Source organism: Pseudomonas sp. LBUM1663, assembly GCF_059695905.1.
Window position 1 is genome coordinate 5978255 of the sequence record NZ_CP166792.1, and the last position, 12317, is coordinate 5990571.

The following is a 12317-nucleotide window of genomic DNA, read 5'->3' on the forward strand; positions in this document are numbered from 1 at the left end:
CAACTATTGTTACGGTATATCAATAAACCCGATTGCCGGCTCGAAATGCAAAAAGGCCCGTTCAAAGGGCCTTTTTGCTGAGCGGGATAAAGCCTTATGGCAGCATGCCGGCGTGGGACAGGCCCAGGCGCTCATCCAGCCCGAACAGAATGTTCAGGTTCTGCACCGCCTGACCCGACGCACCCTTGACCAGGTTATCGATCACCGACAGCACCACCACCAGATCACCGTCCTGCGGACGATGCACGGCGATACGGCAGACGTTGGCACCGCGCACGCTGCGGGTTTCCGGATGGCTGCCGGCCGGCATTACGTCGACGAACGGTTCGTTGGCATAACGCTTTTCAAACAGCGCCTGGAGATCCACCGAGCGATCCACGACGGTCGCGTACAGCGTCGAATGAATGCCGCGAATCATCGGCGTCAGGTGCGGAACGAAGGTCAGACCGACGTCCTTGCCCGCTGCACGACGCAGCCCCTGGCGGATCTCCGGCAAGTGACGGTGACCTTTGACGGAGTAGGCTTTCATGCTTTCCGACGTCTCGGAGTACAGCGAACCGACCGAAGCGCCACGACCAGCACCGCTGACACCGGATTTGCAGTCAGCAATCAAACGCGTGGTATCTGCCAGGCCGGCTTCGAGCAAAGGCAGGAAACCCAGTTGCGTCGCCGTAGGGTAGCAACCCGGCACCGCGATCAAGCGAGCATCCTTGATCTGCTCGCGATTGACTTCCGGCAACCCATAGACCGCTTCTTCCAGCAGCTCCGGCGCACCGTGCGGCTGGCCGTACCACTTGGCCCACTCGGCAGAGTCTTGCAGACGGAAATCAGCCGACAAGTCGATGACCTTGGTCCCGGCTGCTAGCAATTCACCCGCCAGCGCATGGGCAACGCCGTGTGGCGTGGCAAAGAACACCACATCACAAGCGCCCAGCGTCTTGATATCCGGAACGCTGAAAGCCAGACCGTCGTAGTGGCCTCGCAAGTTCGGGTACATGTCAGCCACGGCCAGACCGGCCTCGGATCGGGAAGTGATCACAACCACTTCAGCTTGCGGATGCTGTGCCAACAGACGCAGCAGTTCGACACCGGTGTAACCCGTGCCGCCGACGATACCGACCTTGACCATAAACCTGCCCTCAACGAACCCACTGGAAAGCCGTCGATAATAGGGGCCGCGCGGCCCTGCGACAACCGTCAAGGTGACGTGCGGACAGTCAAGCCTCTACTATTCGGGCTACCGTGAACCTGGGAATAACTAAAAATGCTTTATCTGTGGCTCAAAGCGCTTCATATCGTCAGCATGGTCTGCTGGTTTGCCGGCCTGTTTTACCTGCCGCGCCTGTTCGTTTATCACGCGCAAAGCGAAGACACCGTCAGCAAGGAACGCTTCAGCCTCATGGAGCGCAAGCTGTACCGCGGCATCATGGGCCCGGCGATGATCGCTACCCTGATATTCGGCATCGCACTGATCTGGCTTAACCCGAGCATCTTCAGTCAAGGCGCGTGGATTCACGCCAAGCTGACCCTGGTGGTGATCCTGATCGGCTACCACCACATGTGCGGCGCGCAGGTGAAACGTTTTGCCCGTGGCGAAAACACCCGCAGCCATGTCTTTTATCGCTGGTTCAATGAAGTGCCGGTTCTGATATTGCTGGCTATCGTAATTCTGGTCGTCGTTCGGCCGTTCTAATAAGCACAACTCACCGGGGTACTTCCAATGTCGCTGCCCGCTTTGCTCGAACAACGTTTGCGTCTGCCCGTGGTGGCAGCGCCGATGTTTCTGATTTCCAATCCGCAATTGGTGCTCGCCTGCTGCCGTAACGGCGTGGTCGGCAGCTTTCCTGCGCTGAACCAGCGCGAGAGCAGCGGCTTCAAGGCCTGGCTGGAAGAGATCGAAGCAGGGTTGGCGACACTCGAGAACCCGGCGCCTTACGCCGTCAACCTGATCGTTCACAACACCAACCCACGGCTGCAAGCAGACCTTGCGATCTGCATCGAGCATAAAGTACCAATCGTGATCACCAGTCTCGGTGCGGTGAAAGAAGTAGTCGATGCCGTCCACAGTTATGGTGGGCTGGTGTTCCATGACGTGACGACGCGGCGCCATGCCGAAAAAGCCGCCGAGGCCGGCGTGGACGGCTTGATCGCCGTGGCAGCGGGTGCCGGTGGACACGCCGGGACCTGGAGCCCGTTCTCGCTGATTGCCGAGATTCGCCAGTTTTTCGACAAGACCCTACTGCTGGCAGGCTGCCTTAACCACGGGCACGAGATCCTTGCTGCGCAATTGCTCGGCGCGGATCTGGCCTACTTCGGTACGCGATTTATCGGCACCACTGAAAGTCATGCGCCTGACGCCTACAAAGAGATGCTGCTGACGTCCAGAGCCGCGGACATCGTCCATACGCCGGCGGTGTCTGGCGTACCGGCGAGTTTCATGCGTCAAAGCCTGGAGGCCGCCGGCTTCGACATGGCGGCACTGCAAGGCAAGGGCGAGGTCGACTTCGGCTCCAAACTCAAGCCGATCAGCGATGAAGCAAAAGCCTGGAAAACCGTGTGGTCTGCGGGCCAGGGTGTCGGGGAAATCGATGATTTGCCAAGCGTCGAGCAACTGGTCGCTCGACTGGACGCGGAGTATCGCAAGGCACTGGAAATGGCGGCGCAGCTGCCTAAACGCTGGCCGCGCTGAGATGAAAGTTTGGCCAGCCCGCCCCGGCTGGCCTTACACTCCATCCTCGAAACACACCCTATTACAAATTCTCGCGACAAGGATGCCTCGCAATGAGCGACAACCGTTTCAAGATCGTGTTCGACGGCGCTCTGCTGCCAGGCGTTGACGCCATCACGGCCAAACAGAAGCTGGCCGAGCTATACAAAAGCGAAGTCGGTGCGGTCGAACGGCTGTTCACTGGCAAGACGGTTACGCTCAAGAAAGACCTGTCGCACGCCGACGCGAAAACCTACCTCCAGGCGCTGACGAAAACCGGCATCGATGCTCGCATCGAAAGCGAATCGTCCATTGAGCTGAACCTGGCCGACGCCCACGAACACAGGCCTGTCGCCCACCAACCGGTATTTGCCGACCCCGCATCCCCTTACGCACCACCCCGAGCCACTGTCGGCGAAAGCCTGCCTGCGTACGCTCCACTCAAGCCATTCAGCGTTGAGGGCCGCATCGGTCGCTTGCGCTATCTCGCCTGGACGATGGCCCTGACGCTGGTCACGCTGGCCGTCGGTTCGGTATTGGCCATTTTCGCGTTCGCTATCATCAGCGCCGATTCGACCGTAGGCCTGATTCTCGGCGGCCTGGTTGCGTTCTTCCTGTTCATTGCCATGGCGGTCGTGAGCATTCAGATCAGCGTTCAGCGCCTGCACGACATCGGTTGGTCCGGCTGGCTCTGGCTGCTGAACCTCGTACCCTTCGTAGGCAGCTTCTTCCCGTTCGTGATCATGATCGCCCCGGGCACCAACATCGCCAATCGCTACGGCGCACCGCCTCCACCCAACACCACGGCGGTCAAAGTGCTGTCTTCGCTGTGGGTCGTATTCATCGCCATCGTCTTGGTTGGCGCGCTGGCCGGAGGCCTCACGGCGATCCAGCAAGAGTATGAAACTGCGGCCGAAACCAGCTATGACAGCAGCTCGGTGATCACTGAAGAAGTGGAAGTCGAGCCGGCCGCAGAGGCTGAGCAGGCACCCGATTCTGCAGACGATGAAGCAGAATAAGCCCCGGCCCCTGTAGACTCTGCGAAAGAATGAACAGCGCTCCCCGCCCGTGACACCCGCGTCGCCGGCGCGGAGCTGTTGCGATGGAGAACTGCATGACCCGTTACGCTCTGATCACTGGCGCTTCCAGTGGCATCGGCCTGGCGATGGCCGAAGCGCTGGCCCGCCGTGGTCGCAGCCTGATTCTGGTGGCCCGCCAACGTGATCAGCTGGAAAGTATTGCCATTGAACTGACCCAACGCTTTGGCGTGGAAGTATTGTTTCGCGCCTGCGACCTCGGTGAGCCATTACGGCTGTCCGGGTTCCTGCTGGAACTGGAAGAAGGTGACCGGCAAATCGATTTGCTGATCAACTGCGCGGGCATCGGCACCTGCGGGCCATTTCTGGCCCAGGACTGGATGACCGAGCAGGACCTGATCGAAGTGAACATCCTGGCACTCACCCGCTTGTGCCATGCCATCGGCAACAGCATGGCCTTGCAGGGGGGCGGGCAGATTCTGAATGTCGCCTCAACGGCCGCTTTCCAACCCGGCCCATGGATGAGCACGTACTACGCCAGCAAAGCCTATGTGCTGCATTTTTCCGAAGGGTTGCGCGTCGAACTGAAGAAATGTGCGGTCAAGGTCTCGGTGCTGTGCCCCGGTCCGACCCGTACCGGGTTCTTCCGTACCGCTCAACTGGATACCGGCAAACTGGCCGACAGCAACATGCTCATGAGTCCCGAAGAGGTTGCGCTGTATACCGTGCGCGCCTTGGAGAAAAATCGCGCAATCATTATTCCGGGTCGAGGCAATCGCTGGCGCGCCTTCCTGCCACGACTTGGCTCTCGCTGGCTGAACCGGACAATCGCTGGCATGGTCAACAAGGCCTACTGCCCGCGTTGACCATGCCCCAAGGTAAAAGGCTGGGCTCGGGGATAACCCATGAGTACACTCAGGCCAGTCCAAACAACGGAGAAAACAGCTGTGGATACTCTGTTCACCAAGATCATCAACCGGGAAATCCCGGCGAAGATCATCTACGAGGACGACCAGGTACTGGCCTTCCACGACATCGCCCCACAGGCACCGGTGCATTTTCTGGTCATTCCGAAAAAAGCGGTACGCACCCTCAACGACCTCACCGAGGACGACAAGGCGTTGGCCGGGCATATTCTGTTCACCGCCCAGCGCCTGGCCCTCGAACTGGGCTGCGAAGAAGGTTTCCGTGTGGTCATGAACTGCAATGAACTGGGCGGGCAGACTGTCTACCACATTCATATGCATGTGCTGGGTCAGCGCCAGATGCACTGGCCGCCGGGCTGATCCACCCCATTCCTTTGTAGGAGCGAGGCTTGCCCGCGAAAGCGATCTGACAGTCACATTCATGTCATTTGATAAACCGCTTTCGCGGGCAAGCCTCGCTCCTACAGGATTGGAATACTCCAATGACCCAGCGCAAACCTTCCCCGGCCGATTGGGTTAAACTGGCCGCCGAGATTCCTCCCGGAGGTCAGCATGACTACCCAGCGTCACTACTCGCCGATTGACCGTCTTCTGCTGCAAGCCGATGCCGCGATGCGTACGTTGCTGCCCTTCAGTGGCCAGCCATACCGTCCGTCGCCCGCCATTGTGCAGCCGGATGCGCAAATGAGTGACGAAGATACCCGCCACGTTGCTGGCTTGATGCGCATCAACCATACCGGTGAAGTCTGCGCCCAGGCGCTGTATCAGGGTCAGGCCCTGACCGCCAAGCTGCCGCACGTGCGGGCCGCCATGGAACATGCTGCCGAAGAAGAAATCGATCACCTGGTCTGGTGCGAGCAACGCATCCAGCAACTGGGCAGCCACACCAGCATTCTCAACCCGCTGTTCTACGGCATGTCGTTCGGGATTGGCGCAGTGGCCGGATTGATCAGCGACAAGGTCAGCCTGGGTTTTGTCGCCGCCACCGAGCATCAGGTGTGCAAACATTTGAACGAGCACCTTGAGCAATTGCCGGCGGAGGACGAGAAGTCCCGGGCGATTCTTGAGCAGATGCGGATCGATGAAGAACATCATGCCGAAAGTGCGCTGGATGCCGGTGGATTTCGTTTTCCGGCGCCGGTGAAGTTCGGAATGAGTTTGTTGGCCAAGGTAATGACCAAGAGTACTTATCGGATCTGACGGATACGCTGCCGGAAAGGACGCCATCGCGAGCAAGGGCGCATTGTTCCAGCCATAAAAAAGGCGACTGCCGTGAGGTAGTCGCCTTTTTTGTGTTCGATGTCCCGTCCTGAATAAGGTTTACACCTTCTGATCTATTTTCAGGAGAGCGTAATGAACGCAGGAAAAAGGCGTAGCCAGCGAGACTACACGCTGACCTTTAAATTGTCGGTCGTCGATCAGGTCGAAAAAGGCGAGCTGAGTTATAAAGAGGCTCAGGAGCGCTACGGGATTCAAGGAAAAACGACTGTTCTGACGTGGTTACGCAAGCACGGTCGGCAGGATTGGAGCCCTGGCACATACATTGACTCGCCGAGGATGGGGTCTATGCCCGACAAAAACCGACCATTAACGCCAGAGCAACGCATCAAAGAGCTTGAAGAGCAGTTGGCGCTGTCCAATCAGAAAGCGCAGTTTTTCGAGGCGGTCGTGGACGTCTTGAAAAATGACTACGGTCTCTCTGTCGTAAAAAAGCGTCCCGGCAAGTCCTCGCGCAAAAACGAATCCAAAACCTGAGCGTCAGCAGGGCTTGCCAGTTCATGGGGATAAGCCGACAGGCTTACTACAAACGCAATCGAGCCGATGCTGCTCGCCTGATTCTGGATCAGAAAGTTGCCGATTTCGTTCAGCAAAAGCGGCTGCGGCAGCCGCGGTTGGGCACTAGAAAGCTGCATTACCTACTGCAATGTCAGCCGCTGCTTGAGCTGAAAGTGGGGCGAGATCGCCTGTTTTCGATTCTGCGCGAACGGCGTTTATTGGTGGCCCGCAAGCGTGCGTATCACAAGACAACCGACAGCCATCATCGCTTTCGACGTCATCCGAACCTGCTCAAACCTGGGCCTGATCAGGTTGTTCCCAGCGGCCCGGAACAGGTCTGGGTGGCTGACATCACCTATCTGCCCACTCAGGAAGGCGTGGCCTATCTGATCTTTGTGACGGATGCTTTTTCGCGAAAGATCGTGGGCTATCACGTCCATGAAAGCCTGCACACCGAGTCGGTCGCGCAGGCGCTGCGCCGGGCAGTGAAACACCGTCAAACCGTGCAGCCACTGGTTCATCACTCGGACAGCAGCCAGTATTGCTCGGGAATGTACCAGGAACTGCACGCGAAACACGGCATCAGGTGTTCGATGACGGACGGCTATGACTGCTACCAAAATGCCATGGCAGAGCGGGTCAACGGGATATTGAAGACGGAGCTTTTGCTCCAGCGACCACAGGATTTAACGCAGGCGAAGAAGATGGTGAGCGAGTCGGTATCGATCTACAACCGCGAGCGTCCGCACCTGTCTTTGAAATACAAAACGCCCGATGCGATGCATCGGGCGTTGGGGTGAAACAGGTGTAAACCTATTTCAGGACTAGACACGAAAATCTTAGTTCGGCACGTTGCGTGCGTAGAAGATTTCCAGCATTTCGTGTTTCACACGGTCAGTCACCTGAGCACGCTGCTCGGAGGACAGGTTGCTGGTGGCATCGCCGAACAGGTAGTCATCCAGTTCGAAGTTCTTCAGCAGCATTTTGGTGTGGAACAGGTTTTCCTGGTACACGTTCACGTCGGTCATCTGGTACGCGCCGCGGGTGTCTTCGGACAGGTAGTTCTGGATCGAGTTGATCTCGTGGTCGATGAAGTGCTTTTTGCCTTCCACGTCACGGGTGAAGCCGCGCACGCGATAATCCACGGTCACGATGTCCGAATCGAACTGGTGAATCAGGAAGTTAAGCGCTTTAAGCGGTGAAATGACGCCACAGGTCGACACGTCAATGTCCACACGGAATGTCGCAATGCCATCATCCGGGTGGATTTCCGGGTAGGTGTGCACCGTGATGTGGCTCTTGTCGAGGTGGGCCAGGATAATCTCGGGCAACGGGCCCGGCGATTCTTCGATCTGGCTGTCGGTCGGGGTTACCGGCTCTTCAGAGATCAGAATCGTGACGCTGGCGCCCTGGGGTTCATAGTCCTGACTGGCGATGTTCAGGATGTTGGCACCAATGATATCGACAACTTCCGTGAGGATCTGCGTCAGGCGTTTCGCGTTGTACTCTTTATTGATGTACTCAACGTAAGCCTGTTGGTCTTGCGGGGTTTCCGCGTAGCAGATGTCATAGATGTTGAAGCTCAAGGTCTTTGTCAGGTTATTGAACCCGTGGAGCTTGAGTTTGCTTTTCACCGTTAAAAACTCTCTATGTATTGCGGCCCGGGCCGCGTGATCAAGCATGCCCGTCAGATGCGAACAACGCAGCTGCGTAGGACGGTTAACACCTCTTCGCGATGGCGATTTTGGTTGTCTGTTCGGGTTCGCAGCCTGTCGATGACGAGGCCACTACCCTGAAAAAAGTGGCGCATTATGCAGACGTCAGCTTGGGATCGCCAGAGTCTGCACTGCTTTTATGATAGTTGAATGTCGATTCAACCGAGTTCGATAATCTCGTAGTCGTGGGTAATGGCCACTCCGGCCGCGCCGAGCATGATCGAAGCCGAGCAATACTTCTCCGCCGACAGCTCGATGGCGCGTTTGACCTGGGCTTCTTTCAGCCCGCGACCCTTGACCACGAAGTGCATGTGGATCTTGGTGAAGACTTTCGGATCCTCGGTCGCGCGCTCGGCCTCGAGGAAGGCTTCACAGCTTTCGACGGCCTGACGGGACTTCTTGAGGATGCTGACCACATCGAAATTGCTGCAACCGCCGACACCCAGCAGAAGCATTTCCATTGGCCGGACACCCAGGTTGCGACCGCCTGCATCGGGCGGACCGTCCATGACCACGACGTGACCGCTGCCGGATTCACCGAGGAACATGGCTTCGCCAGCCCATTGGATGCGTGCCTTCATCGCCAGACTCCACTGCATAAAAAAGGGTCGCCAGCTTAGCACAGGGCTCCGGACTGACAGTGCCCTGCATTTGTAGGGCATAACCTTCCAAACCGTAGGTAAATTCTCGAATATTGCAGGAAGTGTCTGTTAAGCTGGCGCCAATTCGCTGGCGCATGGCCAGCCTTTGCGCAGCCGTCGTCTGCGACTCATAAAAAAACTAAACACACCGTGAAGTCTTTTCGGGATACAACCATGGTTGCTATTGCCCCAACCCCCAAAATCAAGAACCTCGACAAGCTGTTGATGCATTGCCATCGCCGTCGTTACGCGGCCAAGAGCAACATCATTTGTGCCGGTGATCGCTCGGAAACGCTGTTCTTCATCATCAAGGGTTCGGTGACGATCCTGATCGAGGATGACGACGGCCGCGAAATGATCATCGCCTACCTGAACTCCGGGGACTTTTTCGGTGAGTTGGGTCTGTTTGAACAAGCGGGGCTTGAGCAGGAACGCAGCGCGTGGGTGCGCGCGAAGATCGAGTGTGAAGTCGCGGAAATCAGCTACGCAAAATTCCGCGAGCTGTCCCAGCAGGATCCAGACATTCTTTACGTGCTCAGCGGACAAATTGCACAGCGCCTGCGCAATACCACGCGCAAGGTCGGCGACCTGGCCTTCTTCGACGTAACCGGTCGTGTCGCCCGCTGTCTGCTGGAACTGTGCAAACAGCCGGATGCCATGACCCACCCGGACGGTATGCAGATCAAAGTGACCCGCCAGGAGATCGGACGGATTGTCGGTTGTTCACGGGAGATGGTCGGTCGCGTGCTCAAGGATCTGGAAGAACGCAACCTGGTGGACGTCAAAGGCAAGACCATGGTGGTCTTCGGTACGCGCTAAGCTCGAATACTCAAGCCCCGAGCATGTCCGCCAGCAACTGGCGATAAAACGTGTCGAGCAGTTCCAACGCATCGGGCGCGGAAAATTTCTCATGCAGGGCAATGTGGCTTTCGGCGCGCACCCGCTGCTCAAGACCGCACGCTTCATTGAAGCGATTGACTGCGGCAACCATCGACTCACGCTCGTTGTCCAGCAACAACGCACCGTGCACCAATCCAACTGGACGCGTTCCCCCCTTGCTCTGGCGCCAGCGCTGGGCAGTGCCAACCATCTTGCGGCCGTCGAGATTGACGTTGAAACGGCCATCGCAAAATGCGCCGTCGACTTCGCCCAATGACGAAACGCCGCCCAGCTCATCCAGTAACTGACAGATCGGGTCGCAGAGTCGGCGGTAAGCGGTTTCTATCCGGTTTTGATCGCCTTCGCTATGTGGGGGTGCGTAGACAAGGGCGATATTGATGGTGGAGGCCGATTGCGGCACTGGCTCGCCGCCGGTTTCACGCAATAGCACCGGCCAACCGGCGGCGGCTGACACTTCACAGGCGGCCTCGAAACCCGGCAAGCGATTCAAGCGGCGTGGCATGACCAATGCCCGATCATTGGGCTGCCAGAACAGCAGGCCGAAATCCGAATCGCCGGTGCAGACATGAGCCAACAGATCTTGCTCGGCTTGCAGGCCGGCTTCGACGGTCAGACTGGTCGGCTGGGTCATGGACTACTCCGCAAGGCATGAGATCTTTTGGGAATTTTAGGGCCTCTTCGCGGGCAAGCCCGCTCCCACAGGGGATCGGGTTTGCCTGTGAAGACATCTTTCAGTCAAGCGTAGAACCGCTGACCGGGCCGCCACGCTCAGGAAAGAACAGGCGCTGCAATTCGGTGCCCGGGCTTTCGGCGCGCATGAATGCCTCGCCCACCAGGAACGCGTACACGTCGCTGATTTCCATCAGCTCCACATCGGCCCGGTTGAGAATGCCGCTCTCAGTTATCACCAAGCGATCACGCGGGATACGTGGCAACAGGTCGAGCGTGGTTTCCAGGCTGACATCGAAGGTGTGCAGGTTGCGGTTGTTCACGCCGACCAGTGGCGTGTCGAGGGTTTTCAAGGCCCGCTCGAGCTCGTCGCCATCATGGACTTCCACCAGCACATCAAGGCCGACGCTTTTGGCCACGGCCGCCAGCTCGGCCATTTTCACGTCATCCAGCGCGGAGACGATCAACAGCACGCAGTCAGCGCCCAAGGCACGGGCTTCGACGATCTGGTACGGATCGATCATGAAGTCCTTGCGGATCACCGGCAGGTTGCACGCCGCCCACGCCTGCTGCAGATAAGCATCGGCGCCCTGGAAGTAATCGATATCGGTCAGCACCGACAAGCACGTCGCGCCGCCCTTCTCGTAGCTTTTAGCGATGTCGGCAGGAACGAAGTGCTCGCGGATCACGCCTTTGCTTGGCGAGGCTTTCTTGATTTCGGCAATGACTGCAGGCTGTTTCAGCTTGGCCTGTGCAATCAATGCCTTGGCAAAACCACGAGGTGCATCGGCCGCCTTGGCCAGACTTTCCAGCTCCGCCAGGCTCACACGGGCGCTACGCTCGGCGACTTCCTGGACTTTGCGGGCCAGAATGTTTTCCAGAACCGTCGGTACACTCATCCCTCATTCTCCACTTTGAATACCGCGGTAAATGCACCCAACTCCTCAAGTTTTTCCCGAGCGAGGCCTGTGTGCAGCGCATCGTGCGCCAGGGCAACGCCTTCTTTCAAACTGGTCGCCAGGTCAGCGGCGTAAAGCGCCGCACCGGCATTGAGCACGATCATCTCAGCGGCTTTCTGACCGCTCTCGGTCTTGCGCTTGCCCAAGGCATCGCGAATCAGCTCAAGGGACGCCGCCGGACTTTCCACTGCCAGGCCATGCAGGCTCTGGCTCTTCATGCCCAGGTCTTCTGGCTCGACCCAGTACTCGGTGATCTGGTCATTCTTCAGTTCTGCCACAAAGGTTGGCGCCGCCAGACTGAACTCGTCCAGGCCATCTTTCGAATGCACCACCAACACGTGCTTGCTGCCCAGGCGCTGCAAGACTTCGGCCAATGGCCGGCACAACGCCTGACTGAACACGCCCACCACCTGATGTTTCACGCCGGCCGGATTCGTAAGCGGGCCGAGCATGTTGAACAGGGTACGCAGGCCAAGATCCTTGCGCGGACCGGCGGCGTACTTCATGGCTCGGTGATGGGTCTGGGCAAACATAAAGCCGATGCCGACGTTGTCGATGCAGCGCGCCACCTGGACCGGGGTCAGGTTCAGGTAGATCCCGGCCGCTTCCAGCAAGTCAGCGCTGCCGCTTTTGCCCGACACCGCACGATTACCGTGCTTGGCCACGGTGCAACCGGCTGCCGCCACCACGAAAGAGGAAGCGGTCGAGACGTTGAAAATATTCGCACCATCACCGCCGGTGCCGACCACATCAACCACACCGTCGAGGGTCTTGAGTTCGACCTTGTCCGCCAGCTCACGCATAACCGACACCGCGCCGACGATCTCGTCGATGCTTTCGCTCTTCATGCGCATGGCCATCATGAACGCGCCGATCTGCGCATCCGTGCATTGCCCGGTCATGATTTCACGCATCACATCGCGCATCTCATCGGTGCTGAGGTCGAGGTGGTCGACGATACGGCTCAGGGCTGTCTTGATATTCATG

The 12317-nt window shown here is 58.2% G+C and carries 13 protein-coding genes and 1 pseudogene; 8 read left to right on the top strand and 6 right to left on the bottom strand.

Translation table 11 applies throughout. The features are described 5' to 3' along the window. Positions 1 to 94 precede the first annotated feature (94 nt). Positions 95 to 1129, bottom strand: coding sequence for an N-acetyl-gamma-glutamyl-phosphate reductase (gene argC, locus ACA075_RS27460; protein ID WP_208671201.1), 1035 nt, complete (start codon positions 1127 to 1129; stop codon positions 95 to 97). 135 nt (positions 1130 to 1264) lie between these two features. On the opposite strand from argC, the gene hemJ reads away from it, so the two are divergent. The 7 genes and pseudogenes from hemJ to ACA075_RS27495 all read left to right on the top strand — a co-directional run bounded on the left by hemJ (position 1265) and on the right by ACA075_RS27495 (position 7274). Then, entirely contained in the window at positions 1265 to 1693 is a 429-nt protein-coding gene (gene hemJ, locus ACA075_RS27465) for a protoporphyrinogen oxidase HemJ (protein WP_219096887.1), read from the top strand. Between the two features lie 27 nt (positions 1694 to 1720). Then, the gene (locus tag ACA075_RS27470) at positions 1721 to 2689 is read left to right on the top strand and encodes an NAD(P)H-dependent flavin oxidoreductase (RefSeq protein ID WP_497296315.1); all 969 of its coding nucleotides are present in this window, start codon (positions 1721 to 1723) and stop codon (positions 2687 to 2689) included. Between the two features lie 92 nt (positions 2690 to 2781). Beyond that, positions 2782 to 3726 carry a DUF805 domain-containing protein gene (locus ACA075_RS27475; protein WP_497296316.1) on the top strand — a complete coding sequence of 315 codons (945 nt, stop codon included), beginning with the start codon at positions 2782 to 2784 and terminating at the stop codon, positions 3724 to 3726. Between the two features lie 95 nt (positions 3727 to 3821). Next, the gene (locus tag ACA075_RS27480) at positions 3822 to 4610 is read left to right on the top strand and encodes an SDR family NAD(P)-dependent oxidoreductase (protein WP_497296317.1); all 789 of its coding nucleotides are present in this window, start codon (positions 3822 to 3824) and stop codon (positions 4608 to 4610) included. An 81-nt stretch (positions 4611 to 4691) separates the two neighbouring features. Next, on the top strand, positions 4692 to 5030 hold the full coding sequence (locus ACA075_RS27485; protein ID WP_094470373.1) for a histidine triad nucleotide-binding protein: 339 nt from the start codon (positions 4692 to 4694) through the stop codon (positions 5028 to 5030). A 192-nt stretch (positions 5031 to 5222) separates the two neighbouring features. Beyond that, positions 5223 to 5870 (top strand): 2-polyprenyl-3-methyl-6-methoxy-1,4-benzoquinone monooxygenase, encoded by a 648-nt coding sequence (coq7, locus tag ACA075_RS27490; protein WP_010467212.1) that lies wholly within the window; start codon positions 5223 to 5225, stop codon positions 5868 to 5870. 153 nt (positions 5871 to 6023) lie between these two features. Next, a pseudogene (locus ACA075_RS27495) lies at positions 6024 to 7274 on the top strand (IS3 family transposase). Between the two features lie 11 nt (positions 7275 to 7285). Here ACA075_RS27495 and speD read toward each other — a convergent pair. Continuing rightward, on the bottom strand, positions 7286 to 8080 hold the full coding sequence (speD, locus tag ACA075_RS27500; RefSeq protein WP_094470371.1) for an adenosylmethionine decarboxylase: 795 nt from the start codon (positions 8078 to 8080) through the stop codon (positions 7286 to 7288). A gap of 239 nt (positions 8081 to 8319) precedes the next feature. Then, the gene (locus ACA075_RS27505; protein WP_007941657.1) at positions 8320 to 8742 is read right to left on the bottom strand and encodes an OsmC family protein; all 423 of its coding nucleotides are present in this window, start codon (positions 8740 to 8742) and stop codon (positions 8320 to 8322) included. A 234-nt stretch (positions 8743 to 8976) separates the two neighbouring features. On the opposite strand from ACA075_RS27505, the gene crp reads away from it, so the two are divergent. Then, positions 8977 to 9621 (top strand): cAMP-activated global transcriptional regulator CRP, encoded by a 645-nt coding sequence (gene crp / locus ACA075_RS27510; protein ID WP_497296318.1) that lies wholly within the window; start codon positions 8977 to 8979, stop codon positions 9619 to 9621. Positions 9622 to 9631: 10 nt separating this feature from the next. On the opposite strand, the gene ACA075_RS27515 is transcribed toward crp, so the two are convergent. From ACA075_RS27515 to trpD, 3 genes are all read right to left on the bottom strand, one after another. Further along, the gene (locus ACA075_RS27515) at positions 9632 to 10333 is read right to left on the bottom strand and encodes a lipoate--protein ligase family protein (protein WP_497296319.1); all 702 of its coding nucleotides are present in this window, start codon (positions 10331 to 10333) and stop codon (positions 9632 to 9634) included. Between the two features lie 100 nt (positions 10334 to 10433). Next, positions 10434 to 11270, bottom strand: coding sequence for an indole-3-glycerol phosphate synthase TrpC (gene trpC, locus ACA075_RS27520; RefSeq protein ID WP_497296320.1), 837 nt, complete (start codon positions 11268 to 11270; stop codon positions 10434 to 10436). Next, a complete protein-coding gene (gene trpD, locus ACA075_RS27525) occupies positions 11267 to 12316 on the bottom strand; it encodes an anthranilate phosphoribosyltransferase (RefSeq protein WP_497296321.1) in 1050 nt (349 codons plus the stop codon). The genes trpC and trpD overlap by 4 nt, the downstream gene beginning before the upstream one ends. Position 12317: the final 1 nt, after the last annotated feature.

What these genes read in the sequence shown, in the direction of transcription:
- argC (WP_208671201.1), bottom strand. Translation starts at nt 1,129, where the DNA reads ATGGTCAAGGTCGGTATCGTCGGCGGCACGGGTTACACCGGTGTCGAA.
- hemJ (WP_219096887.1), top strand. Translation starts at nt 1,265, where the DNA reads ATGCTTTATCTGTGGCTCAAAGCGCTTCATATCGTCAGCATGGTCTGC.
- ACA075_RS27470 (WP_497296315.1), top strand. Translation starts at nt 1,721, where the DNA reads ATGTCGCTGCCCGCTTTGCTCGAACAACGTTTGCGTCTGCCCGTGGTG.
- ACA075_RS27475 (WP_497296316.1), top strand. Translation starts at nt 2,782, where the DNA reads ATGAGCGACAACCGTTTCAAGATCGTGTTCGACGGCGCTCTGCTGCCA.
- ACA075_RS27480 (WP_497296317.1), top strand. Translation starts at nt 3,822, where the DNA reads ATGACCCGTTACGCTCTGATCACTGGCGCTTCCAGTGGCATCGGCCTG.
- coq7 (WP_010467212.1), top strand. Translation starts at nt 5,223, where the DNA reads ATGACTACCCAGCGTCACTACTCGCCGATTGACCGTCTTCTGCTGCAA.
- ACA075_RS27505 (WP_007941657.1), bottom strand. Translation starts at nt 8,742, where the DNA reads ATGAAGGCACGCATCCAATGGGCTGGCGAAGCCATGTTCCTCGGTGAA.
- crp (WP_497296318.1), top strand. Translation starts at nt 8,977, where the DNA reads ATGGTTGCTATTGCCCCAACCCCCAAAATCAAGAACCTCGACAAGCTG.
- ACA075_RS27515 (WP_497296319.1), bottom strand. Translation starts at nt 10,333, where the DNA reads ATGACCCAGCCGACCAGTCTGACCGTCGAAGCCGGCCTGCAAGCCGAG.
- trpC (WP_497296320.1), bottom strand. Translation starts at nt 11,270, where the DNA reads ATGAGTGTACCGACGGTTCTGGAAAACATTCTGGCCCGCAAAGTCCAG.
- trpD (WP_497296321.1), bottom strand. Translation starts at nt 12,316, where the DNA reads ATGAATATCAAGACAGCCCTGAGCCGTATCGTCGACCACCTCGACCTC.